Origin of the sequence: Bacillus sp. FJAT-47783 (assembly GCF_022808615.1) — a bacterium.
GTDB lineage: Bacteria > Bacillota > Bacilli > Bacillales > Aeribacillaceae > Bacillus_BZ.
In genome coordinates, this window is sequence record NZ_JAKZKS010000004.1 from 59,471 (window position 1) to 84,897 (window position 25,427).

Annotated in this window: 30 protein-coding genes; 7 read left to right on the forward strand and 23 right to left on the reverse strand. The window is 36.5% G+C overall.

Features of this window, described 5'->3' with window-relative positions; all coding sequences use genetic code 11:
- Positions 1-21 precede the first annotated feature (21 nt).
- Positions 22-993 (reverse strand): peptide-methionine (S)-S-oxide reductase MsrA, encoded by a 972-nt coding sequence (gene msrA, locus MLD65_RS05030; protein ID WP_279325969.1) that lies wholly within the window; start codon positions 991-993, stop codon positions 22-24.
- A gap of 130 nt (positions 994-1,123) precedes the next feature.
- Between msrA and MLD65_RS05035 the strand changes: the two genes are divergently transcribed.
- Complete coding sequence (locus MLD65_RS05035; RefSeq protein WP_243290787.1) at positions 1,124-1,372, forward strand: DNA alkylation repair protein; 249 nt, start codon at positions 1,124-1,126, stop codon at positions 1,370-1,372.
- A 58-nt stretch (positions 1,373-1,430) separates the two neighbouring features.
- Here MLD65_RS05035 and MLD65_RS05040 read toward each other — a convergent pair whose 3' ends face one another.
- The gene (locus MLD65_RS05040) at positions 1,431-1,577 is read right to left on the reverse strand and encodes a hypothetical protein (protein WP_243290788.1); all 147 of its coding nucleotides are present in this window, start codon (positions 1,575-1,577) and stop codon (positions 1,431-1,433) included.
- A gap of 108 nt (positions 1,578-1,685) precedes the next feature.
- Here MLD65_RS05040 and MLD65_RS05045 point away from each other — a divergent pair, with 108 nt between their 5' ends.
- Complete coding sequence (locus MLD65_RS05045; protein ID WP_243290789.1) at positions 1,686-2,261, forward strand: DUF4397 domain-containing protein; 576 nt, start codon at positions 1,686-1,688, stop codon at positions 2,259-2,261.
- Positions 2,262-2,400: 139 nt separating this feature from the next.
- Positions 2,401-2,565 carry a hypothetical protein gene (locus MLD65_RS05050; RefSeq protein WP_243290790.1) on the forward strand — a complete coding sequence of 55 codons (165 nt, stop codon included), beginning with the start codon at positions 2,401-2,403 and terminating at the stop codon, positions 2,563-2,565.
- A gap of 39 nt (positions 2,566-2,604) precedes the next feature.
- Here MLD65_RS05050 and ypmT read toward each other — a convergent pair whose 3' ends face one another.
- Positions 2,605-2,811, reverse strand: coding sequence for a protein YpmT (gene ypmT, locus MLD65_RS05055; RefSeq protein ID WP_243290791.1), 207 nt, complete (start codon positions 2,809-2,811; stop codon positions 2,605-2,607).
- A gap of 178 nt (positions 2,812-2,989) precedes the next feature.
- Between ypmT and MLD65_RS05060 the strand changes: the two genes are divergently transcribed.
- Entirely contained in the window at positions 2,990-4,363 is a 1,374-nt protein-coding gene (locus tag MLD65_RS05060) for an RsmF rRNA methyltransferase first C-terminal domain-containing protein (protein ID WP_347709267.1), read from the forward strand.
- A gap of 34 nt (positions 4,364-4,397) precedes the next feature.
- Here the strand turns inward: MLD65_RS05060 and MLD65_RS05065 are convergent, their stop codons facing one another.
- The 3 genes from MLD65_RS05065 to MLD65_RS05075 form a co-directional block, all read right to left on the reverse strand.
- Positions 4,398-4,979, reverse strand: a complete 582-nt coding sequence (locus tag MLD65_RS05065; RefSeq protein ID WP_243290793.1) for a YpmS family protein — start codon at positions 4,977-4,979, stop codon at positions 4,398-4,400.
- 1 nt (position 4,980) lies between these two features.
- Positions 4,981-5,757 (reverse strand): SGNH/GDSL hydrolase family protein, encoded by a 777-nt coding sequence (locus MLD65_RS05070; protein ID WP_243290794.1) that lies wholly within the window; start codon positions 5,755-5,757, stop codon positions 4,981-4,983.
- Positions 5,758-6,020: 263 nt separating this feature from the next.
- Entirely contained in the window at positions 6,021-6,593 is a 573-nt protein-coding gene (locus tag MLD65_RS05075; protein WP_243290795.1) for an SCO family protein, read from the reverse strand.
- Between the two features lie 164 nt (positions 6,594-6,757).
- On the opposite strand from MLD65_RS05075, the gene MLD65_RS05080 reads away from it, so the two are divergent.
- Complete coding sequence (locus MLD65_RS05080; RefSeq protein ID WP_243290796.1) at positions 6,758-7,246, forward strand: PCYCGC motif-containing (lipo)protein; 489 nt, start codon at positions 6,758-6,760, stop codon at positions 7,244-7,246.
- Positions 7,247-7,310: 64 nt separating this feature from the next.
- Here the strand turns inward: MLD65_RS05080 and MLD65_RS05085 are convergent, their stop codons facing one another.
- The 16 genes from MLD65_RS05085 to MLD65_RS05160 form a co-directional block, all read right to left on the reverse strand.
- The gene (locus tag MLD65_RS05085; protein WP_243290797.1) at positions 7,311-7,562 is read right to left on the reverse strand and encodes a DUF2535 family protein; all 252 of its coding nucleotides are present in this window, start codon (positions 7,560-7,562) and stop codon (positions 7,311-7,313) included.
- 194 nt (positions 7,563-7,756) lie between these two features.
- Positions 7,757-8,413, reverse strand: coding sequence for an SOS response-associated peptidase (locus MLD65_RS05090; protein WP_243290798.1), 657 nt, complete (start codon positions 8,411-8,413; stop codon positions 7,757-7,759).
- A gap of 16 nt (positions 8,414-8,429) precedes the next feature.
- A complete protein-coding gene (gene ilvA / locus MLD65_RS05095) occupies positions 8,430-9,698 on the reverse strand; it encodes a threonine ammonia-lyase IlvA (RefSeq protein ID WP_243290799.1) in 1,269 nt (422 codons plus the stop codon).
- A gap of 142 nt (positions 9,699-9,840) precedes the next feature.
- Positions 9,841-11,949: an SA1320 family protein gene (locus MLD65_RS05100; RefSeq protein ID WP_243290800.1), complete on the reverse strand. Its 2,109-nt coding sequence runs from the start codon at positions 11,947-11,949 to the stop codon at positions 9,841-9,843.
- A 15-nt stretch (positions 11,950-11,964) separates the two neighbouring features.
- Entirely contained in the window at positions 11,965-12,900 is a 936-nt protein-coding gene (locus tag MLD65_RS05105) for a DUF1672 family protein (RefSeq protein WP_243290801.1), read from the reverse strand.
- 430 nt (positions 12,901-13,330) lie between these two features.
- Positions 13,331-13,819, reverse strand: coding sequence for a dihydrofolate reductase (locus tag MLD65_RS05110; protein ID WP_243290802.1), 489 nt, complete (start codon positions 13,817-13,819; stop codon positions 13,331-13,333).
- Between the two features lie 18 nt (positions 13,820-13,837).
- A complete protein-coding gene (locus tag MLD65_RS05115; protein WP_243290803.1) occupies positions 13,838-14,794 on the reverse strand; it encodes a thymidylate synthase in 957 nt (318 codons plus the stop codon).
- A gap of 283 nt (positions 14,795-15,077) precedes the next feature.
- On the reverse strand, positions 15,078-15,848 hold the full coding sequence (locus tag MLD65_RS05120; RefSeq protein WP_243290804.1) for an anthrax toxin lethal factor-related metalloendopeptidase: 771 nt from the start codon (positions 15,846-15,848) through the stop codon (positions 15,078-15,080).
- A 247-nt stretch (positions 15,849-16,095) separates the two neighbouring features.
- Positions 16,096-16,620 carry a phosphatidylglycerophosphatase A family protein gene (locus tag MLD65_RS05125; protein WP_243290805.1) on the reverse strand — a complete coding sequence of 175 codons (525 nt, stop codon included), beginning with the start codon at positions 16,618-16,620 and terminating at the stop codon, positions 16,096-16,098.
- Between the two features lie 17 nt (positions 16,621-16,637).
- Entirely contained in the window at positions 16,638-17,213 is a 576-nt protein-coding gene (locus MLD65_RS05130; RefSeq protein WP_243290806.1) for a YpjP family protein, read from the reverse strand.
- Positions 17,214-17,489: 276 nt separating this feature from the next.
- Entirely contained in the window at positions 17,490-17,618 is a 129-nt protein-coding gene (locus MLD65_RS05135; RefSeq protein ID WP_243290892.1) for a YuzL family protein, read from the reverse strand.
- Between the two features lie 42 nt (positions 17,619-17,660).
- Positions 17,661-18,440, reverse strand: coding sequence for a class I SAM-dependent methyltransferase (locus MLD65_RS05140; RefSeq protein WP_243290807.1), 780 nt, complete (start codon positions 18,438-18,440; stop codon positions 17,661-17,663).
- A gap of 46 nt (positions 18,441-18,486) precedes the next feature.
- On the reverse strand, positions 18,487-18,921 hold the full coding sequence (locus tag MLD65_RS05145) for a BrxA/BrxB family bacilliredoxin (RefSeq protein WP_243290808.1): 435 nt from the start codon (positions 18,919-18,921) through the stop codon (positions 18,487-18,489).
- A gap of 140 nt (positions 18,922-19,061) precedes the next feature.
- On the reverse strand, positions 19,062-19,544 hold the full coding sequence (locus tag MLD65_RS05150; protein ID WP_243290809.1) for a glutathione peroxidase: 483 nt from the start codon (positions 19,542-19,544) through the stop codon (positions 19,062-19,064).
- 227 nt (positions 19,545-19,771) lie between these two features.
- Positions 19,772-20,278: a hypothetical protein gene (locus MLD65_RS05155; protein ID WP_243290810.1), complete on the reverse strand. Its 507-nt coding sequence runs from the start codon at positions 20,276-20,278 to the stop codon at positions 19,772-19,774.
- Positions 20,279-20,287: 9 nt separating this feature from the next.
- A complete protein-coding gene (locus MLD65_RS05160) occupies positions 20,288-21,976 on the reverse strand; it encodes a formate--tetrahydrofolate ligase (RefSeq protein ID WP_243290811.1) in 1,689 nt (562 codons plus the stop codon).
- Positions 21,977-22,139: 163 nt separating this feature from the next.
- On the opposite strand from MLD65_RS05160, the gene metA reads away from it, so the two are divergent.
- Positions 22,140-23,048, forward strand: a complete 909-nt coding sequence (gene metA / locus MLD65_RS05165; RefSeq protein ID WP_243290812.1) for a homoserine O-acetyltransferase MetA — start codon at positions 22,140-22,142, stop codon at positions 23,046-23,048.
- Between the two features lie 412 nt (positions 23,049-23,460).
- Positions 23,461-24,615 (forward strand): diglucosyl diacylglycerol synthase, encoded by a 1,155-nt coding sequence (locus MLD65_RS05170; RefSeq protein WP_243290813.1) that lies wholly within the window; start codon positions 23,461-23,463, stop codon positions 24,613-24,615.
- Positions 24,616-24,694: 79 nt separating this feature from the next.
- Here the strand turns inward: MLD65_RS05170 and MLD65_RS05175 are convergent, their stop codons facing one another.
- Positions 24,695-25,375 (reverse strand): class I SAM-dependent methyltransferase, encoded by a 681-nt coding sequence (locus tag MLD65_RS05175; RefSeq protein WP_243290814.1) that lies wholly within the window; start codon positions 25,373-25,375, stop codon positions 24,695-24,697.
- Positions 25,376-25,427: the final 52 nt, after the last annotated feature.

Genomic DNA, 25,427 nt, shown 5'->3' on the forward strand with positions numbered 1-25,427 from the left:
ATTTCCCCCATTTTAAAATGTTTAGTTCCCCTTTTCATCAAACAATACGAGATATTCACCATATCCTTCTTTTTCAAGGTCAGCTTTTCGGATAAAGCGTAAAGCAGCTGAATTAATACAATAGCGAATCCGTGAAGGACCAGGCCCATCGTGGAAGACATGGCCTAAATGAGAATTAGCCGTTTTCGAGCGAACTTCTGTACGAATCATTCCGTGAGACGTATCCAGTTCTTCAATCAGCTCACTTTCATGAATCGGTTTCGTAAAGCTTGGCCAGCCGCAACCTGCATCGTATTGATCATTCGAACAAAACAGCGGCTTTCCAGAGACGATATCCACATAAATCCCTTCTTCCGTATTGTTCCAATATTCATTTTTAAATGGCGGTTCTGTTCCATTTAATTGGGTTACTTCATATTGGATTGGCGTTAAACGTTTTTTCAGTTCGTCTTTTGAATGAGCTGACCAATGCTTTTGAATAAAAGCATCCCGCCCTGAACCTTGACGATACCTTTTATAGCGATACGGATTCTTTTTATAGTAGTCTTGGTGATCGTCTTCGGCACGATAAAAGGTTTTTGCTTGTAAGATTTTTGTGACAATGGGCTTTTGAAAGCGACCACTTTTTTCCAACTTTTCTTTCGAAGCTAGCGCTAGCTGTTTCTGTTTTTCATTATGATAAAAGATAGCCGTTTCGTAAGAGCTGCCTCTGTCATAAAACTGTCCACCTTCATCTGTTGGGTCTATTTGCTGCCAAAAGATGTCGAGTAGTTTTTCATAAGGAAAAATGCTTTCATCATATGTAATTTGGACGGCTTCCATATGACCGGTTTCGTTTGAACAAACTTCTTCATAGGTAGGGTTTTCTTTATTCCCTCCCGTATACCCTGATATGACAGATTTAATCCCTGGTAATGTGTCAAACGGCTGGACCATACACCAAAAGCAACCACCTGCGAATGTGGCAAGTTGAATCGTGGAGTCGTGTTTCAACAAATATCCCTCCTCTTCTATCCATTATTATAGAGCGATTTGAAAATAAAAGAAATGGAAAGCCTCCGAATTTCATTCTACATAAATGTTTCAATGCTTCCACATACTAACGAAAAAAGGAGGTAACTACATGTCCACACCTTACCTTTGTCCAAATTGCAAATCAAATCGCACCCGATTTAATATTATTGAACAAATTCCGAAAGCCGTTAAATTAGATCCGAAGAGCGGAGACGTTGTTGAACAATACGAACAAAACGCACTGGATCCATTTCACCTCCCCTATAAAGGACCACATTATAAAATTCAATGTGGAGCATGCGGTTTAATTGAGGATGAAATCTCATTTATTAAACACGCTCAATTAGGTAATGCTTAAAAAGGTTGAAAAGTGATTTTCAACCTTTTTAAGTTAACATAATGATATTACCGTTTATTTATTCACTATGTTGCGTCGTATTAAAAAACATCTTTGGATCATGGGATGTTTTTTCATTTTTCTTTTCACCATTCTCTTCTTCCGAGTTGCCCATTTGGTCATCCGACTCATAGCTGTATTTGTATTTATGACGTTTCTTCTTCATGTTCATCATCCCTCCTATTTATTAGCTTGTTCTTCGTAAAAATCTTTATTCTTAACACAGGTCATCCTTCATAAAATGTATCAAAATAATGATCAAAAGGAGGGAAACATGTCCTTTTTACGTATCTTGCACGCATCGCCTGATTCTCGCGCCTTTAATGTGTATATTAATGGTCAATTAGCAATATCCGGACTAACCTTTTTAAAAATGTCTTCTTATATTAAGATTCCAAAAGGACATGTACGTGTTGATTTCGTTAAAGTAGAGCAACGGAAAACAATTTGTTATACGAAATACTTTTTCGCAAATCGTTCTAAATCAAATACGATTGCCTGTTACGGCACTCATTCAAACCTTGACTTTATGCTTATAGGTCATGTACATACCTTAAATGAAGATCTAACCGAATGTAAATTCGTTCATTTATCACCTGATGCCCCACCATTTGATTTTCAGCTTGAATCAGTCGGAACCATTTTTTCGAATGTTCCTTATAAAAAACTAACTCCTTACAAAACGGTTCAAAGCCAAAAGTATGATGTCCATCTTACGATTGCTAAAACGAAAGATAAAGTGTGGTCTCAAAACAACTTGCTTCTCCGTGAAAATACGTCTTATACGTTTTTTGCTCTCGGGTTTGCAAATGGCACCCCCTCCCTTCACGTTTTAATTGCACAAGATTGAAATTGTAAAATCATTGTAAGAAATAGTAAAAATGTAAAGTTACGATAAAGTTTCTGTAAATTCAATTTTTTAAGACGTAAAATCTATTATAATGGCCTTGTACCAGCTGGTTAACATTTCAAAAATTGGGAGGTTCAATATGAGTAAAAAATCGCTTTTCATAAAAGTTGGCGCATCCTTGCTTGCTCTGTTTTTACTTACAGCTTGTAATAATGAAACAGATCCCGAACCCCAAGAAGATGTAAACACAGAAGAAAATAGTGAAGATACAACGGAAGAAGAATCTACTGAAGAATCTGAGTAATAAAAGATGAAAAGCCACTTAAACAAGTGGCTTTTCAAGTTATTCATTCTTTTCTTTTCGCTGATCTTTAAGATGGAGTAAATAGACTGTTAAGCTTAAAAAGAGCGCTGAATAGGCGACATTTAAATAAATTTTATCTAAATCCCACGCCAAGTCTCCACCTACATACACTTTATAGGCAATACTAGCGAAATACATCGCAGCGATAAATGTAACTGCACTAATACCGATAAAAATCTTATTCATTTAAAATCCCCCTTCATAAAAAGAAGTCCAAGGAGTCTACAATTGTCAGAACATACGTGTATTCATTTTCCCTCATTTTTTCTCTCTCGTCAAGGTTGTTCACGAAAAGGTCATAACCTCTTACCTTCCTTTATTAAAATCCGCTATAATGGTTACGGATGAAAGGAGATTCATGATTATGCTACCAAAAGAATTTACAAACAAAATGAACATGCTGCTAAAAGAAGAAGCGAACGAATTTTTCAAGTCATACGAACAACCGAAATCAAGCGCTTTGCGTTTGAATGTTCTTAAACTTTCAACTAAACAATTTGAAGACAATTCCCCTTTTCACACTTCAAAAATTCCTTTTTGCGATACAGGGTATTATTTTCATGCAGATAAAGATGAACCCGGTAAGCATCCGTATCATTTTACTGGAGCTTATTACATTCAAGAACCGAGCGCGATGTTGCCAGCAGAACTATTAAACCCAAATCCAACTGATCGCGTCCTCGATTTATGTGCAGCTCCCGGTGGAAAATCGACTCAATTAGCGGTGAAAATGAACAACAGTGGCGTGCTCGTTAGTAATGAAATACATCCAAAACGGGCGAAAATACTGGCTGAAAACATTGAGCGACTAGGCATTCGAAATACGGTTGTAACGAATGAAGCACCTGAACGGCTTGCTTCACATTTTCAACAGTATTTCGATAAAATTTTAGTCGATGCTCCTTGTTCTGGAGAAGGTATGTTTCGTAAAGATCCGGAAGCAACCAAATTTTGGAGCACTGAACATGTTGAAAAATGTGCGATTACCCAAAAAGAAATTTTACGAAATGCTTACAATATGTTAAAACCAGGTGGCGTGCTCGTTTATTCAACTTGTACTTTTTCACCGGAAGAAAATGAACAAGTAATGGAATGGTTTATTACAGAATTTCCTGATATGAAACTTCAAGCCATTCCGAAAGAATACGGCATGGCAGATGGCCGAATAAATTGGACCCTCCATAACACCGAAGCTGTTCAAAATAGCGTCCGATTATGGCCGCACTTATTAAAAGGCGAAGGTCATTTCGTTGCTAAGCTCATAAAGGCAAATGATGAAAGTGAACACAGTATTGTTAAACTTGAAAAAAACATCGTTAAAGAGCGTGATTTAAATGAATTCCGTTCTTTTGAAAAGCATTATTTAAAAAAGAAAATAACAGGAGATTTTATGATTCATAAAGACCACTTATTTTTATTGCCAGACAATTGTCCTCATTTCGGAAACTTAAAGGTGATACGTAAAGGCCTTCATATCGGTTATTATAAAAAGAAGCGGTTTGAGCCAAGTCACCACCTTGCCCATTATTTATCACAAGAGGATGTGAAACATACTTACAACATGAAATCACATGAAAAGGAGTGGAAGGCTTATTTGCGTGGAGAAACGATTCCAACAGGCGGCGACAGTGGTTGGACATTAGTATTAATCGATGGCATGCCAATCGGTTGGGGAAAAGAAACAAAAGGTACGTTAAAAAACTTTTACCCGAAAGGCTTGCGGATTTATTTCAAGTAAGAGGGCAGACTCCTATTGAATCTGCCCTTTTCCTTTACTCATACTCATATGGAATATATAGTTCCGCTGAAATTGTATCTTTCTCTAGATTAATATTTCCCGCTTTCACTTTGTAATCATTTTGCAATGATATATCGGTTAACTTGACGAATACTTGGGCTTTTTTTGCATCAATCGTTACTTCTTTCGGTAACTCATAATGTCTTTCAATATATTTTAGTACATAGGAAATCGGTAAAGCGAGCTTCCCAACTGACATTTCGTGTACAGTCAGGACGACATCTCCCTCATTTGTCACTCTAGGGATAAATGAGATCGTTAATTGTAGGTCGCGGCCAAAAGCTGGTAATGTGCCATAAAGCTTTACGTTTTCTTCAATCGAAATTTCGTAAGATAACGGTTGATTGTTCGCTTCTTTTATTAAATATTGATTGACAAGCTTTGTCACGGTCTCTTTATTTGTCTGTACATGAATGGTGGCGTACTCTTCTTCATTCACTTCTACTTTGTCAGGAACATCTTTCTTGACTGGAGAAAAAACGAGAAGAACTAAAAGAAGAATGATCGCAATATTTATCGTCAATAACGTAAAAAAACGAATCTTCCATTTTCTCATCCTACATCTTCCTATCTTGTAATATTGCTTCATAAACTTGTTCGGCTATATACGTATATCCTTGTCCGTTCGGATGGATTTGATCAGATAATAAACGACCCTGTTCGTCATGTTCAAATAGTTGTTGAACAGAAATAAAGGAGGCATTGTTATCTCGTAAAACGGTTTCTCTAGCTGCTTCATTCCACTGTTCGATAATAAAGTCAATTTCCGGAATATCAGGGAGAGTTAAATAAAAAGGGTTATAAAGCCCAATATAATATATATGCGCTTCACCGTTATAGGAACGTAGAACCGTCATGATTTCTTCTAAATGATTCGCGAACACTTGTTGTTCATTTTCAAACGGTTCATAAGAGAGAGCAAATATATTATTTCGGACAATTTTCATTAAATCATTCGCACCAATCGTTAAAAAAATCATATCTGCTTTTTTAATCTCTTCTTGCATCGTTTCTTTCTTTAATTTTTTTAATAAATTCGTTGTTTTATCCCCTTTTTTTCCAAAGTTTTCAATGTGAACTTCTTCTACCGACGTTTTATTTAGAAGCATCTCTTTTACACGTCCGAGATAGCCACTGCTTTCTTCTTCATCCCCTACTCCTTCAGTTAATGAATCACCGATTCCAACAATATGAAGCGATTGCTTTTGAAACGTTACGGGGATTGCCTCTTTTTCTTGTAAATTTGACTCTTTAAGTGCAGACTGTTGAACCTCTATAGAAGAGCAACCGATCAACATGATCAAAAATAAAGGATAAAATAACCACTTTTTCATATTTTTCACCTTCATGTCTTTATGGTGGTGATCGTTTATTCTATTATGTTGCAATAAAATTATTGTATGTTTACGAATATTCGTCAACCTTCTTTTTCTATTTTCCTCCCCGAGAAAATCGGTAAACATCTTCTTTCCTATTTTAATCGAAATTTCTCTATTTTGTTCCTATTATTTCTTTTCATAAAAAAAACGTTGCGCGAATGCAACGTTTTTATCCCACTTTTAACGAGCAGTAAGCCCTCACTGAATGAAGTTTCATTTTATTGAATTGTTTTTATATCTTGAATAATTTCGTCATATGGGGTGTTTTCAATGCCGCTATAATATTTTAAAACCATCCCTTCTTGATCGACTAAAAAGAAGGTTGTTCCATGGATAACTTGGTCATTATTTTTCGGTTTTTGGACGATCGTTTTAAAACTAGACATCGCAAAATCTTCAATTTCTTTTTGACTATAACCTGTTAAAAAATGCCAATTATCAAACGATAGGTCGTAATTACTTGCGAAATCTTTTAGCTTTTCTGGCGTATCGACTTCAGGATCGACACTAAATGAAACAAACTCCACATCAACTCCTGCTTCTTCCGCTTTTTTCTGAAGCTGAGTCATATGAGCGGTCATAGGCGGACAGACGGTTTCACAATTTGTAAAAATAAAGTCTGCGACCCACACCTTCCCTTTTAAATCCTCTAGGGAAAATGCGTTGCCGTCCTGATTCGTAAAGGTGAATGGTTCGACTTCATAATTTAAGGCACCTTCAATTTTAGACCCTCCACATGCAGTTAATAGAAAGATCGCACAAATAGATAAGATTATACCGATTTTTTTCATTCTCTACACCTTTCTTCTTCTGATTCAGTAAAAAGTTTAGCAAAAAATAACGGTTTATGAAAAGGTTTTTATTATTTGTCAATAAATATTCATTTAATGAGACGTATAAATAGATTCACATATATGGTAAAGTATGTTTGTGATAAAAAAATGAAGTATAGGTGATGAAATTGAAAAAACTTGTTATAACAGTCGTTTTCCTCGCTTTTAGTGTTTTAATGGGGTGTGGGCATAGTGAAAATTCGATTGGGCATGACCATACGACCATGCCTAATGGTGATGTTCGTGAAACAACAGCTTCAGTCAATGAATATCCATCGTTCTTATCGGAGCAAACAGAACAAATTCAAACGATTTATCAAGCAGCCGCTTTGCACGAAGATTTACTGCGATCGATGCCTTGTTATTGCGGCTGTGCTGAAACGGCTGGACATCGAGATAATTTTGAGTGCTTTGTCCATAAGATAAAGGAAAATGGTGAGGTTGTTTGGGATGATCACGGGACAAGATGTAAGGTTTGCTTAGAAATAGCCGCGAATTCTATTCTACAATACGAAAAAGGTGCAAGTAAAAAAGAAATACGCGAACAAATTGATGAGCGTTATCAAGAAGGCTACGCAGATCCAACCCCAACACCTATGCCACAAGCTTAATTTTCTTTATGTGTAGTCGAGATGCCATATAAAAGCAGTCCCTTTTGAAAAGAGACTGCTTTTATTACGCATTGTTCCGTAATATAGTATGTTTGTATATTGCTTCATAATCACGCCATTTTAATACACGTTTTAAGTACTCTTTGAATGAATAGATGCGCTTCGGCTCTTCTTCTTTCGTTATGGAAAGCAAAAAATTTTGCAACCGAATATTTAACATGAAACGGTAAGAGCTATTTTCCTCCAATACTGGAATTTCAATAATTTTAACCTTCTGTCCACTTTTCGTTTTGAACTCTAGGCTTTTGACTAACAAATTATCAATCCTCTTTTTTCACCCGTTTCTTATATTATAACCGATGCCACAAGTAAAGTATGTAGAATTTTGTCACAACAAACTATTTATTTTCGTCAATTATATGACAATTGAATGGTAATCGTTTTTATCTGTTGTTCCACTCTCTTCACGAACGTATTTTCTACTAGTGAGGCCGGACTCAAAACTGCGATTTAAATCGCTTTAATACATTGCTCTGAATTATTTTTCGGTGAGTTGACGATCGGTGAAACTTCATATGCTTTCATTTCACAAGCAGGATACGCTTGGATTAGTGGTAATATGTCTGACCAGTTTGTTATCGCTGGATTTAACCAATTCTCACCTATTCCTTTATTTAAGATGGCTGGCATTCGATTATGAATAGGAGCTACGAGTTCATTGGCTGCTGTTGTTACAATCGTACATGTGACGAGCACCTCCCCATTCTTTTCGTATTTGTCCCATAGTCCCGCAAAAGCAAACGGCTCTTCGCTTTTTAATAAAAATCGAACAGGCTTTTTCGTTTCCTTCTCCTTTTTCCATTCAAAGAAGCTGTCTGCTAAAATTAGACATCGTCTTCTATTCAAATGTTTAAAGCTAGGCTTTTCTTGCAACGACTCTCCGCGTGCATTAATAAGTTGAAAAGAAGGCTCTTTTGCCCAAAACGGGATGAGTCCCCATTTAATATAGCCTGCACGATTTTTTCCTTTATGATTGACGACGGCTAACACTTGTTGTGATGGAGCGATATTATAGCTTTTCTTAAAATTTTCCTCATCAAATTCATCAATGTCAAAATATTGGGCGATTTCTAGTGCATCAACCGTTAAGGTGAATCTGCCACACAAATTAACGAGCCCCTTTCTAAATGAGTAAATGAAACAAGTTGCTATCTTTATTTACTTCAGTAAACGGAAATCCTTTCTTTTTCATTCGTTCAATGAGACCTTCATAATCTTGACGATCTTTTAGCTCAACACCTACGAGAGCTGGCCCACTATCTTTATTATTTTTTTTCGTATATTCAAAGCGAGAAATATCGTCTGTTGGACCTAACACTTCATCTAAAAATTCTCGAAGTGCACCTGCTCTTTGTGGGAAATTCACAATAAAATAATGCTGTAATCCTTCATAAACGAGTGAGCGCTCCTTTATTTCTTGCATGCGGCCAATATCATTATTTCCGCCACTTAAAATACAGACAACGGTCTTTCCTTTAATTTGATCTTTATAAAAGTCTAATGCTGCGATTGGCAATGCTCCAGCTGGTTCAGCTACGATCGCATTTTCATTGTACAAATTTAAAATCGTTGTGCAAATTTTCCCTTCAGGTACGAGTACGACATCATCAATTAATTGCTGAGTAATCGAAAAGGTGAGCTCTCCGACACGTTGAACCGCTGCTCCATCGACGAACTTTTCAATCTCTTGTAATGTAATGACTTCATTCGCTTCTAGCGATTTTGCCATGGAAGGCGCCCCTTTAGGTTCAACACCGATCAGTAACGTATTAGGGGAAACACTTTTAAAATAAGTTCCCACTCCAGATATGAGTCCACCGCCGCCAACACTTGCAAACAAATAATCAATCGGTTCTTCGCAATCGTTTAAAATTTCAATCGCTGCTGTACCTTGCCCGCTAATAATTTCTTTGTCATCAAATGGATGAACAAACGTTCTCTTTTCTTCTTTCGAGCACTCCATCGCCTTATTGTAAGCATCATCAAACGTATCCCCATATAAAATGACTTCGACCAGATCTTTTCCATGTCTTTTCACTTGAGATACTTTTTGGTTTGGTGTTGTTGTTGGCATAAAAACTTTTCCATGAATGTTTAACGCTTTACATGAATAGGCAAATCCTTGTGCATGGTTTCCAGCACTTGCACATACGACCCCGTTTTTCGTTTCTTCTTTGGACAATTGTTTCATTTTATTGTAAGCGCCGCGAATTTTAAAAGAACGAACAATTTGTAAATCTTCGCGTTTTATATAAACATTACACTCATATTTATCAGATAAAGGCTGATTTCTTTCAAGTGGAGTGTGTAGGACGACATCTTTCACGGCTTGATGAGCTTTTAAAATATCTTCTACTTGGACATTTACATCTTCTTTTGTAACTTGACTCATTGTACATCCCTACCTTAATCGTTTCTTTTAATTTGTAAATTATAACATGAATTATCTAAAAATAAAGAGTATACAGATATTTTTTAAGAAAAAATTAAAATTTTAACGAATTTTCACTTCATGATGATAGGAATGGCCTTACCTAGGTTAGTGTGACACGATTAACTTGTTCTTCTAAGATCCTCATATTTTCCAAAACACGTTTAGAAGTTTCACATAAAGCATCTATAGCTTTTGCTTTGTGATCAGATAATTGATGAACGATATCTTGAAAAAGGAGATCCATTTCTTCGAGTATAGATATTGCTGCTAAATTATACAGATGAACATTATAATAACTTGTTTCGTTGAATAATGCGGTATGCACATACGGCTTAAATTCTTTCAACAATAAAGGATAATATGCAATTAGGTTACCTACTCCTTTTCGCACACCTTCAATTGTAGCAGCTATTTCATCAATAGGTTCTAAAGCTCCATTGATCGCTTTCTTAATTTTGTCATCAAAATCAGTAAATAGGCTCATGAGTTGCCCTGGAAAGGTTCCCTTTAATAAGATATTGGTCGTTCCCTTAACGGTTAGCGATAAGGTCTCCAGTGTGTTTTCAATGGAAAACAGCATCATCTGAAGTCCCCCGAATAATGGAAGTATCAATTCATAGGTCTTAGCAGAAAACACTCCATAGCCAACCTCTAGCATAATCTCTTTTAATCGCATTTTCTCCATCATATATGGAGATTCATTTAATGCTGTCATATCCAGTTGCTGTATATATTCTGTACCATCTAATAAAAGAGTATTGTTTTCAATAGCTTGTGCTAACCCTTCATCTCGATTTTGGAAAGCTTCTGAAACTTCATACACCCGTTTCTGAAAGTCTGATAGTTGATGCAAGATTTTCGATTTATTAATTTTAATGATTTCATAATGAGCCAATAATTCTCCGACAACAGCGTCTATAAACTGATCTCTACCGCCTTTAAACAAATCTGGAATCAACGCCTTCATTATGTAATCAAATGAATAAGTTACCTCATCAATTTTGTCTATTAACGAGTATAATAGATATCTTGCCTCTACAATAATGCTTTCAACACTTATATTTTTGTTGATTACGTGTTCGACGAGTTCTGCAGGAGGGGAATTCAAAATGATATTTAGCGATTGGCACTTGAGTTCTACTGTATTAAGTATAGATATAAGACCTTCGATTTTTAATTTTAATGTATTTCCAGCAAAAGCTGCTCCTTTTAGAAATGGGTCTCCAACAGCGTCTTCAAACAATTGTTGGAAAATGAATCGAAGTTTGTTTATTCGTTCATTTATTTTATTTCCTTCATCTTCCACAATTTCAATAGAATTTCCTAAATAGTCATCAAAAAGATTTATTCGTTTAATAACACGTTCCCCTAATGCTTTGGAAAGGAGTAGCAAGTTTTCTTTATTGATTTCAATTCTTTCCGAACCTCTTTCATAAAGTGGCTCCCCAGTCCAAATGCTTGTAACGATATGTTCATCCGCATCTATATAGATTTCCCCAAATCCTGGCTTCCCCTTTTTGCCAATTGTATAAAATTGGATTCCATCTTCATTTCGTAAATAACCTGTATGGTTTGTAACAAACTTTAAAAACTCAGGGATTCCATTATTGATTTTATATTGTTTTCCCGGGATGCGATGTCCGAGCCCCAATGCTGTTTCCGTTAAAGTTAGGACATCATATTGACTGAAATAGTTGGTGATATTTGAGTAGTTTTTCGATGTATCGACCATACCTGAAGGAAGAATTGCCGGGTTTAAGGTGACAGCCTTGACTTCAGGATTCTCAACCGCTACAGCATTAGTCAATCCTCCCCCAAGCGAATTTCCACAAATGGAAGAAACACCTCCTACAGCTTTATACTTCTCATTCATTTTATCGAAGTAATCTCGTGCAGCTTTCATTTGTTCGGGGGTCAACTTACTTAATAGCTGCACATCCGTGATAATATCCTGTATACCGTTTTCCGCTCCAGCATCTGTGCCGACAAAAATGATAGTGATTTCGTCAGTTTTAGTATTTACAACGGTTAGAGCATCTAGGCCTGTTGGATGATTATAAATTGTATCAATAACCTTATATTCTTTACCATTGACTTGCATATTATCTTCAATTTGTGGATAGAAATACGCTTGATTACCTGCAAGTTCAACCAAATCTTGATCATTATTTATATCTTCTGTTTTCTGTAGTATTTCTGTCTTTTCCATAGACTTTCACTCCTACTACTCTTTAACAATGTAATTGGGATATGTTTTTTTTAATGAATTATCTTTAACACCATTATTAGTTAGCTTATCTATATTATTATCATTAATAATTACACTATATGAACCTTTTGGAATTCCATCCATTTTTTTGATATCTTCACATATTTGTTTAAATAGCTCTTCGCTTGGAGCAGCATTTCTTTCTTTCATAAATAACTGAATCGTTATATTAAAATTTTTAGGTAAGAATTGGTTTTGGTCGAAAACCTTTAATAACTCTTCCATGCTTGTGTTTGAGTTTTTAAGGTACATATCAAAAACTGGAACAATTGCTTTATCATGAATCGATGTAGTTATGTAATAATAAGGGGTCATATAGCCTGTTCCGCCAACGTTCTCTAGAGACTTAACTGTTCTTCCAATTACATCACCTTTATTTGATAAGTCATTTAAATATTGATTTAATTTTTCAAACTCATCTTCAAAAATCATGGCATATAAACCACCTTTAATTGCATCCTCAACCTGTCCTTCTTGAGAAAACACTTTATTCAAATATACTTTTTCTTCATGAACATCTATCGGTACAACAGCAAACGTATAAAAATGCGGTTCACCGATTGATTCTACGAATACAGTAGCTCCATCAGCAGCACCTACGATATTATGTACTTTTACTTCCGTTTTATAGTTATCTAGAAAAAATTTCTTAACTGCCTTATCAATTTCATTACGATTGGCTTCAGCGATTTTATCAGTCTTCTCTCCACCTTGAAGTGTGTATTCTTCCCCTGTGTAGTCCTGTACACTAATATAGTTGGATTCTTCGGTATGTTTCTCTTCTAGTGTTTCATCTTTTTGATTTTCTTTTGAGCTGTTCATATTTACACATCCTCCCAACAGTACTGACATTCCGATGCTTAATAGAATCATTTTTTTCTTGTGTTTCATATAATTTCATTCCTCCCTCAATAATATAGGTTCAGGAGAGCAAGGCTTAAAAAAAGTAAATAACAAGGAAATATTTCTACTTATATCCATGTCATTATTATTAAATAAAGAATCTTTGTGAACATTTTCATTAATATAAGTATACGCAATAGAGAAAATGAGGAAATAGTCCAAGATTCCATTGATGTGTTTATCATTGGTTTCTAGAGAAAAATAACCATCCTCTAACTTCTTAAAAAACTCAACCTTACTTATCACAATGTTCTGCGATAAAACTTTTTTCTTTCTTTAAATAAGGGGCTGTCTAAAAAAGTCCATATTAGGATTAAAACACTCCAATATTAAGACCTAAAGAATGCTGTAAAATCAACATTCTTTAGGTCTACCTTTTTAGATTTCGGAGTGTAAATACTACTTTTCGAACAATCTCTTATTTCCGTTCATATACAAGAAAGCGATGCGGATAAATATTTTTTTCATCCATCGTTCCTTCTTTTTCAGAAAGGAGATTCCATTCACTTTTATTAAAATGAGGAAAATATGTATCCCCGTCAAATGTTTCATCTATTTCAGTAATATATAAGCGATCTGCTTTGTCAAATAAGCGATTGAAAATAACGGCACCACCGATCACGAACAGTTCTTCGTCACGATGCTCTTTTGCAAAGTGTAAAAAATTTTCGATCGAATGAAAAACTTTGCACCCTTCTGCTTCATATTCTGGATTTGTCGAGAGGACGATATTTTCCCTGCCAGGTAAAGGACGACCAATGGACTCGTATGTTTTTCTACCCATCACAATTTTATGTCCCATTGTCACTTCCTTAAAATATTTTAAATCAGCCGGCAAGTGCCATGGTAAGTCATTGTCTTTTCCGATTAAACGGTTTCGATCCATCGCTACTAAAAATGAAAGCATTCCTTTATCCTCCCTTTCTTAAACCGCAACAGGTGCTTTAATCGTTGGGTGCGGATCATAACCTTCGATTTTAATGTGTTCCATTTCAAAATCAAAGACAGATTTCACATCCGAATTTAACTTTATTGTCGGGAATGGTTTCGGTTCCCTTTCAAGCTGTGTATGAACTTGTTCTAGATGATTGACATAAATATGTGCATCCCCTAATGTGTGGACAAATTCGCCTACTTCTAACCCACATTCATGAGCAATTAAATGGGTAAGAAGAGCATAGCTTGCGATATTAAATGGAATTCCTAAAAAGATGTCACCGCTGCGCTGATAAAGCTGACAGCTTAATTTGCCATCGAGAACATAAAATTGAAACATCGTATGACATGGCGGTAGTGCCATCGATGGAACAAATTCTGGAGACCACGATGAAACAATCAATCTTCGAGAATTAGGATTAACTTTTATTTGTTCAATGACATCCTTTAATTGATCGATTGTCTCCCCTTGTGTCGTTTCCCAAGCTCTCCACTGTTTACCGTACACCGGCCCAAGCTCTCCATATTGTTGCGCAAATTCATCATCTAATAAAATCCGCTCTTTAAACTTGTCCATTTCTTCTTCGTACACTTTGTTAAATTCTGCATCTTGCTGACTTCTTATCCCGAAATTTTCCATATCAGGGCCTTCATATTCATCACTTTCGACCCAGTTTTTAAACGCCCATTCATTCCAAATGTTGTTATTATGCTCTAGCAAATACCGAATATTTGTATCACCTTTAATAAACCATAATAATTCACTAGCAATGAGGCGAAAAGGTATTCGCTTTGTCGTTAGTAATGGAAACCCTTTACTTAAATCAAACCTCATTTGATAACCAAATGCCGAGATCGTTCCTGTACCCGTTCGGTCACTTTTCTTTACACCGTTTTCTAAAACGTGTTTACATAAATCTAAATAAGCATATTCTGGATGTTTCAATCGTAACCACTCCCATTCGAAAACCTACTTTAAAATTAGAAAGCAATAAATTGCTAACGTAATTTTTATAAACAAAAAGAGATGTTCAAAACACCCCTTAACTATTCTACCACTAATTTAAAATTGGACGAAAAATATTTTTCATTGTTACCTTTCTTTCGTTGACAGTATTTTTATGAGATCTTTTTCTCCCCCCATTTTTGTCACACCTTTGGGAAATGCGGATAGTTGAAGTCGGCTATTTCGCCGATTTCAACAACTCTAACCTCTGAACAAAGTCGCGTTAGCGATTTTGTTCTTTAAGCATGTTTTCAAAAAACTCATAGGTTAGCGGAGCATTGTTTCTTAATCGCGCTTTCGTCTCTTCATTCAAATAATAAAGGGCAAAACATTCAGCGAAGTATTCCTCTGGAAAACGATGAAAATACGTTTCATTTGGAAACAAAGACTTAGCTTCAACTTTCCACACTGATTTAAAAACCGGATCATAACGAACAGACTGAAACACGTATTTATCAAGTGAATGGGCAAATTCATGTAGCTCTAACGCAACCGAGCCATGACCGCTGCCGAATTCACTATGACCTATTTTAGCAAAAACGATTTCACCACCGCCAATACCTGGAACGAAATCCCACCTCGGGTCAGCTTTTGAATATCCTCGTGGAAGTTTCCCTCTTAAAAGAAGCAATTCTGATTGTTCTGTCAATTTACCAGTGAAAAGTTTGATTTTTAAATTTTTTTGGGTGGCACGCTCTAAAACAGAAGGATGAATATGACTAATATGTTCAATCATTTTTAACGCTTCATCTTCATTAAAATCTCCATACGGTAAATAGACTAATTGGTTAATAGGAGCGGTCAAAAATGGAGAATGTTTAGTAAAGTGATATTCGTTAAGTGCTAATCCGACAGGAGATGTATTTACGTTCACGAAAATGAGGAAAAGTGCTCCTAGATTCATAAAAAATAATCCAAGCTTTTTCATGATGTCACCCCAATGATGTCCCGTTTCTTCTATTTTATCATACTCTTTATCTATTAAAATCATCATTTTATCCCACTCGTAACGGGCAGTAAGACCGCCACGCTCTGTGGGTCACAAGGGACTTTAGGTCATCCCGTAGGACTAACATTCAGGGGGGATGAAAAAACTACTGAATGAAGTTTCACTTTATATTGCCTTTCATCCCTCAGTGGCTAAACGAAAGTGAATCAAGGCACCTGGAGCTTGACAGCGAAGTCGCTAAAAACATATAAATTCTAAATTCCCCAAAAAAAGAAGTACGCTTTTCGCGTACTTAAGAGGTTGCTAATTCAGGTAATTGATCCATTTGATCACGGTGATGGTGGGCAATTCGGCTTGCAGCAGCTGCAGCGATGGCCGCAACAATATCATCTAAAAACGTGTTCACTTGTCCATTTGACTTTGAATCTAATTGCTTAATAATGCCAAATTTCTCTTTATCTAAATAACCAAAGTTTGTAAAACCAATCGATCCATATACGTTAATGATCGACAATGGAACAATTTCATCAATACCATATAATGGCTCATCTGTTTCAACTAGGTGTTGCAACGGCTCTGGAAGCAACTTTTGTTCAGCTAATTGGTCAATCGCAATGCCTGTTAAAATCGCATGGACGATTTCACGTTTACTTAACACACTTTCGATATGATAAATACATTCTTCTATTGTTAAATCATGTATGTATTTTTTTTGTAGCTGAAGCACAATTTCGGCGATGTCTGTAATCGTCACTCCTCTTTCTTCTAACATTTGCTTTGAAACTTCTACCATGTGTTGCAAGCTATATTTTTTCATCTTGTTCACTCCATTTCTTAATGCGTCATCCAGTTCGGAGGGGTGTTATGATTCCAAAAAATTGTACCAAGCTCATAATGTGCTTCAAATTGGTCGTGATACGTATGGTAATGAAAATTAAACCAATATCCTTCTTGAGGGGGATGATCAATGCGGACATGGAATCTTAATAAGTCTTGTCCACTTTTTTCATCATAAATGTGAAAAATCTTTTCACTTTTCCCTCCAGTTGGTTTTTCGGAAATGACAACTTTTTCGAATTGTTCCTGTTCTTTTTCTAAAAAAGCAGTTAACACTTCTTCCATTTTCGGAAGAATAATTGTTGAAAATTCATCTTCAATGACTGGCCCGATTCTCCCACCAAACTTCGCAAACGACTGTTCCTTCGCTTTATAAACCATTTCTTGGATGGCATCAGCTGCCCTCTGGTCTTCAAAAGATTCTGAAACAAGTGGTTTGTCACTACTTATAGAAGCCGATTGTGGTTCGACTGATTGATTTTCATCAGCCGTTAATGCGGCGGGAGGTGTAACGAGACCGAACGTTGCAATTGTAAATAATACAACGAGCGATTTCCTTACCCACTTTTTCATAGCTTTATCCTCTCTCTTTCTATTTGCTTACTATTCTATCATACAAATATGAAGGATATATGAATATTTGCTTAAAAATGGATACTTTTCTTTACAACTATTTAAAAATAGAATGAAAAAGGGTAAAATAAGGGAGGCTACTATACATAAAGGGGGTTACAAAATGTTCGAAACATTATTTGTTGTAGCAAGTTTTGTGACACTAGCCTATTTAATTGTCATGGAAGTTACTGATTAAGAAAAAACTCATGGAAACCCATGAGTTTTTTCATTTGATTATACTTTCTTCTGTTTTTTACGTGACGAATCCCGACTTGCTCCCATTTCTCGATTCGTTGTCCCTTGACCTTCCACTTGAGAGGACGATAAGCCGATTGTGGATGGATCTTTTTTACGCTTAGCCACCATTCACCACCTCCACACTTAGCTTTCCACATAGTGTCAATCTTACTCACCTAATTCAATGACACCGAAATGAAATGTAGCTGTTTTTCGATGAATTTGTTTAAAATGGAGGGTTGAAAATCTTTCGCTTCGGAAATGATCTTTTAACACAACTCGGCTCCGTGCCACACGTTTCGCTTCTTCGATTACTTCTGTTGACAATCGACCGTATGAAGCGATATCGCGCAATGGATCAATTCCATTAGCTGCTTCGATTGTTTCTTCAAACATCGGATCAAAGTATACGACGTCAAAAGATTTACTTGGCATCGACTGTAAATAAGCATAATGGTCGCCTTGAATGATTGATATTTTCCGCATCGCTTCATTGACTTCATCCACCTGTGTTTCCCATCTTTGTAGGCCTTTTTGTACGAGATACGAAATAATAGAACTTTTCTCAATCCCAATAACCTTTCCATTTCTTCCAACGACAAAGCTCGCTGTAATACTATCTGATGCTAACCCGACCGTACAATCTAATAGCGACATTCCAGCACTTAGTGCAGCCGCTTCTATAAAGGGATCTTTCTCACCTTTCATCAGTCTTTTTACCCGAAACATTGCTGAATTAGGATGAAAGAAAAACGGTTGAGAAGCATGGATCGGGTAATATTCAAGGCGGTCTTTTCCTACTACTAACACATCTTTCTTCCATTCGTGTTGAATAGCATTAATGGAACGTTTATGGCGAGGAATAAATGTTGCTTTTAAATCATGGGCAATTTGCTCTGCAAACATGACCATTTGGTCGTTTGTTCTTCCAGCTGTCGTGACGATCATCCTTAAACTCCTTCAACGTTAAAAAAGGATGTACGAATACATCCTTTTAACAATGCTTTTCAAATGCTTGTTGTAATTGGTTTATAATGCCTTCCATTGTGTTTCCTTCAATTTCGTGACGAGGGATAAAGTGCACGACTTCCTTCCCTTTCAATAAGGCCATGGAAGGTGAAGAAGGTTCGATCCCTTCGAAGTATTCTCTCATTTTCGCTGTTGCATCACGCTCTTGACCAGCGAAAACCGTAACTAAGTGATCAGGTGTTTTATCACTTATCAACAGAGCTTGTGTCACGGACGGACGAGCAAGACCGGCTGCACAGCCACATACAGAATTGACGACAACAAGCGTCGTTCCTTCTACATGTTCCATAAAGCTTTCAACATCTTCAGGTGTTAACAATTCCTTAAATCCAGCATTCGTTAATTCCGTTCTCATCGGTTGAACGAGCTGACGCATATATTCTTCATATGCCATAGACATGTAAAATCACTCCTATAACTCGGGTTACTAGTAAAAGAATACACGAATTTACTATTTGTTGCAATGAATCAATTTGCTTCTGAACTTCTGTTATCTGCTTGCAAACAGAACCATCATTCTTTCAAACATGACTGTTAGGATCACTTTGTTAAAAATTGTTCAATTACATTTTTCATGTCACGAGGGTTTGTTTGTGGTGAAAATCGCTTTATTTCTTTTCCATCTCGATCGACAAGAAATTTTGTAAAGTTCCATTTTATCGCTTTTGTTCTGAAAGCACCTGGCGCACGTTCCGTTAAAAAACGGAATAGTGGATGCGCATGCTCCCCATTTACATCACATTTAGCAAACACGTCAAACGTGACCCCGTAATTTAATTGACAAAAGCTTTCGATTTCATCATTCGAACCAGGCTCTTGATTTAAAAATTGATTACAAGGAAAAGCTAATATGTCAAATCCTTGCTTATTATATTGTTCATACAATGCTTGCAAATCTTTATATTGTGGAGTAAATCCGCATTTACTAGCCGTATTGACGATTAAGAGCACATTCCCTTTGTATTGACGTAAGCTTATTTCCTGTCCATTTGCCTTTCTTACGGAAATATCAAATAAATCCATAACATTCCTCCAATATTCTATTCATCCCGACCATAACACGACCATTCGTTCGACTCCATAAAGTGAAGCTTCATTCAGTGGGTTTTTTTCATTCCCCACTGAATGTTAGTCCTTACGGGATGACTTAAAGGCCTTTCTGACCCACAGAACATGGCGCTCTTTCTGCCCATTAAGAGTGCTTTAAAATATCCATTCATGAGTAAAGGCTGGAAAAATCCAGCCTTCACTTATGATGATTCCATTACGTTTAACGATTGTTTCGTTAACGAATAAAGGTTTGATAATTTTTCAATGTCGTCTTCTGTCAAGCCGTTATAAAGAGAAATCGTATACTTGGTTAAATAATGACGTTTCTCATGTAAAGGATGGAACGAAACTTTTACATCTACATCTGCTTCTAATTTCCAAATCGCTTGTAACTTGTCTACAGTTGTTTTGATGTGAAATAAATGAGAAGTTTCCGTCTCAAGTTCGACTGTAACTTGACATACTGGCTCGTCACTCATTTCTAAAATTTCACGACATAACTCTTTACTCGTCATGAATAACGTCATCGTTGCTTGACTATTTGTCGCCTTCTTCTTTTTAAACGTAAGCTTAAACATACGATTCATAACGGCTAAATTCACGAAATCTTCGCGATTTACGACTTCCATTTCACCGTATAGGTCCTCGTCGTAAATCGTTCCCTCTAGCACGGTTTTTAAATTGTCAAATGCTGTTGGATCAAACATCGGCTCACCTTAAAATAACCCATGTACTTGTCCGTGTTCATCCACATCCATATTTAATGCAGCAGGCTGTTTCGGTAATCCTGGCATCGTTAATATATTTCCTGTTAATGCGACGATGAAACCGGCGCCAACAGACGGCTTAAATTCTCGAATAGTTATTGTAAAGTCTTCAGGACGGCCAAGCTGTTTCGGATCATCTGTTAAAGAATATTGCGTTTTCGCCATGCAAACGAGGAGCTGATCCCAACCGTATTTTTTAAATTGTACTAACTGAGCCTTCGCTTTAGAGGTAAACTCGACATCCTTCGCACCGTATACAAACTTAGCAATTTTTAAAATTTTGTCTTCAATCGAATCATTTATTTCGTAAAGGGGCGCAAACTGGTTGTTTTCTTTTTCCATTTGTTCTAACACTTTTTTCGCCAGTTCAAGGCCACCCTCTCCACCTTTTTCCCAAACTTCCGTCATCGCAACAGGATGGTGATGCTCATCGCACCACTTTTGAATGGCTTGTAATTCCGCATCCGTATCGGTAATAAATTTATTTAAGGCAACGACATAAGGTAAACCGAATGCTTTAATTGTTTCAATATGTTTCGCAAGGTTTTGTAAACCTTTTTTCGCAGCATCAGTATTTTCCTCTTTAAGATGATCTTTTTCTACTCCGCCATGCATTTTTAACGCTCGCACAGTTGCGACAATGACAACCGCTTCAGGTTTAATTTCAGCCGTACGCGCTTTAATATTTAAAAATTTCTCAGCACCTAAATCAGCGCCAAAACCGGATTCTGTCACAACATAATCGCCTAACTTCGCCGCCATTTTCGTTGCGATAACACTGTTACACCCATGAGCAATATTTGCAAATGGACCACCGTGAATAATCGCTGGCGTATGTTCAATCGTCTGGACTAAATTCGGTTTTACGGCATCTTTTAAAAGTAAAGTAAGTGCACCTTCCACTCCTAAATCTTCGACCGTAACTGGCTCCCCATTAACATTATAAGCAACGACAATTTTGGCAAGACGTTTCTTTAAATCTTCGAAGCTTGTCGCTAAGCAAAGGACAGCCATTATTTCTGAAGCTACAGTAATGTCAAAGCCGTCCTCTCTTGGCACTCCATTTGCCGGTCCACCAAGACCGACGACAATGTTTCTGAGCGCACGGTCATTCATATCGAGTACGCGCTTCCAAACGATGCGACGCTGATCGATATTTAACGTATTTCCTTGATGAATATGGTTATCGATAAAGGCGCTTAAAGCATTATTCGCGGTCGTAATGGCATGAATGTCTCCTGTAAAGTGTAAATTTATATCTTCCATCGGTAACACTTGTGAATATCCTCCACCAGCTGCACCCCCTTTAATCCCCATCGTTGGTCCTAAAGAGGGCTCTCTTAACGCAATAACAACCTTTTTATTTAATTTATGTAAAGCTTGACCTAAACCAACTGTTACCGTTGATTTTCCTTCTCCTGCAGGTGTTGGGTTAATGGATGTCACTAAAATGACTTTTCCATCTTTTTTCGTTTCAAGACGATCAAATAGTTGATGAGAAAGTTTTGCTTTATATTTTCCGTATAGTTCAAGCTCTTCTTCCTTTACACCTAATTGTGTAGCAATTTCAGAAATTGGCTTTAACGTTGCTTCTCGGGCAATTTCAATATCTGATTTTACTTTCGTTTTCATTTTCATCGCAAAAACCCTCTTTCTTTTTGGTGTCACTTTGTTACAATCATAATAATCTTAACAAATCTTAAATTGAAATATCATCATAAACTTTCTATAATTAAAAATATTTATTGACGAAACGTGCAAAGGATCACATATTTAGATTGAAATCTTAGGAGGTACGATCATGCCTATTAATATTCCTTCCCATTTACCAGCAAAAGAAGTTTTGCAAAAAGAAAATATTTTTGTCATGGATGAAAACCGAGCGTATAAGCAAGATATTCGTCCATTAAATATTGTCATCTTAAATCTTATGCCAGAAAAGGAAAAAACCGAAACACAACTTTTACGTTTACTCGGAAACTCACCCCTACAAGTGAATATAACCTTTTTAAGGCCCAAAACACATACGCCAAAAACGACTCAAAAACAGCATCTTGACGACTTTTATACGACATTTGACTATATTTGTCATCGTAAATTCGATGGGATGATTGTAACGGGAGCTCCTGTCGAGACACTACCTTTTAAAGAGGTCAATTATTGGGTCGAATTAACAGAAATTTTTGAATGGTCAAAAGAAAACGTCACATCTACGTTGCATATTTGCTGGGGTGCTCAAGCAGGCTTATACTATCATTATGGAATCGAGAAATATATTTTACCAGAAAAATGTTTCGGCATATTCGAGCATAAAATTACAGATTCGTCTGTTAAATTATTACGCGGTTTTGATGAGGTGTATTTAGTTCCGCAATCACGACATACAGATATTGATACAAACGCTGTCTTAAAAACAACTGAACTTGAAATATTATCAACATCAGATGAAGCAGGTATTTGCTTACTCGCTTCAAAAGACGGGAAATTTATCTTTTTAACCGGTCACCCAGAATACGATGTAACGGTGTTACGGGATGAATACAAACGAGATTTAGCAAAAGGATTAAATATTCAAATCCCGAAAAACTATTTCCCAAACGATGACCCTTCTCTTAAGCCTTTACATCGTTGGCGCTCACATGCTAACCTACTATTTGTAAACTGGTTAAACTACTATGTTTACCAAGAAACACCTTATATTTGGGAATAGAATAAGACTTCATTCAGTGTTTTTTTCACTGAATGGTAGTCCTTACGAAATGGTCTAAAGGCCCTTGTGACCCACGGGAATTTTCGCACTTCGTCCATGTTCTTTATGTTCGGATCTTTACGGGCAGTTGCCCCCACACTTACCTTCTTTGCTTTACGATAGAACTTTGAGGTGGGGGACTTATTGCCCGTTAAGAGTGGGATAAATGTGAAATTTTTGGATTGTTTTGCTATGATAAAGATAGAAAAAAAGATGTTACATTTCTTAAAAATTATTAATAATCTATTTACATGATGAAAAAAATGTAATTTCCCCTTTAAAATAGCTTTATAGTATCATAATATTTATATGGTACATTAAAAGTATGTTCAAAGAAAAAATAGGTTGTCGTGTTGTTGAGGTGATTGTAACATTGAAGAGCAATCCGAAAATTTTAATTCTGACTGCTAAGTATGGAAATGGCCATATTCAAGTAGCCAAAACGCTTGAGCAGAGGTGCAAGCAGTTAGGAATGAATGTTGTTCTTTCAGACTTATACCAGGAGTCACATCCTGTCATTACTGAAGTTACGAAATATTTATATTTAAAGAGTTTTTCAGTTGGTAAGCAATTTTACCGCCTTTTTTATTACGGTGTCGACAAAATGTACGATAAACGAGTGTTGAATGTGTATTACAAAATGGGAAATAAACGTCTTCATGAAATCATAACAAATGAAAATCCAGACATTATTATCAACACATTTCCTATGATCGTTGTACCAGAATATCGACGTCGTACAGGCAAAGTGATTCCTACTTTCAATGTGCTAACGGATTTTTGCCTACATAAAATTTGGGTGCATCCCGACATCGATAAATACTATGTCGCAAGCCATGAAGTGAAAGAAAAGCTGATTGATTTAGGCACACACCCTATGGATATTATGGTTACAGGAATACCTATTCGAGAGCCGTTTGAAAAAGAAATAGACACTGCTCCTTTGTTCGATAAATTTGGACTTCATCCAAATAAAAAAACATTATTAATTATGGCAGGAGCACATGGTGTGTTAAAAAACGTAAAAGATTTATGTGAATCCTTTCTTCACCATGAAGAATTACAAACAGTCGTTGTATGTGGAAAGAATCAGGCATTACATGAGCAGCTTGCTCCTATTGCGAACGAACATCCACATAAATTAAAAGCATTAGGATATGTAGAAAATATTGATGAGCTTTTTCGAATTTCGTCGTGTATGATTACAAAACCAGGGGGAATTACCTTAAGCGAAGCCGCAGCGATAGGTGTCCCGCTCATTTTATATAAGCCTGTACCTGGGCAAGAAAAAGAAAATGCCGAGTACTTTGAGCGAAATGGTGCAGCAAAAATTGTAACGAAAATCGATCAAATTGGCGATGTTGTCAATCAACTACTTCAAAATCCTGAATTAATTGCTGAGATGAAACAAAACATTCAAAAGCTTCATCACGGAAATGCTGTAGATACGATATTAACCGATATACTGCAACAATCTGAGCAAATAAAAGAAAAAGCTCATTACGTATTAAATTCCGCTAATTTTTAATCAATAAAGGGATGATCTAATGTAGGGAAGTGGAATAACCTGCTGTTCGAATGAGGCAGGTTATTCCCTTTTCGTTTCGTTACATTTTTTGTAGCATAAATACCCACATAAATGATAGCGCTTGATTTAATTGCAACGGCAAGTTCTTCATCATTTCTTCCGTGACGCCTCTTTTCATCACTCCTTCATGATCGATGATCTTCCAACCATTTTCTTCTGATAGTGACATAAATTCCCACGGCATCATCGTATTCATAATCGCTTGTCGACCGTAAAGCCTGTCGTAACTATTTTTCCGCGGGTGCGCTGTTGGCCCTAAAATGGCGGCACATAAATAGCCCCCTTCTTTTACCACTCTTTTAAGTTCATTTAACGCGTTTAAAGGATGCTCTGTCCATTCGATGCCATTTATGACCATCACGGCATCAAATTGTCCGTCTTCAAACGGCATATGAATCATATCCCCCCGGATGAAATGGACATTCGATTCCTTATCGCTCTTTTTGGCTAAATCAATCATTTTCTCAGATATATCGGTCGCCGTAACGTTATATCCGTTCTTTGCAAGTTTTAAGGAACCATATCCGTCACCACAAGCAACATCAAGAACGGCACTTCCATTTTCAACATATTTTTGAAAAAACGGAACAATCGTTTTTCGACTGCCGCTTTCCCACATTTGTTCACTTGACGCATTCCAATCATCTGCATAATAATCCCATTTCGTTGCTGCTTTTTCATGCCAATTCGACTTGTTCATTTTTACATCCCCTTTACATTTCATTCTAACTATTATCATGAAGCAACTGTTT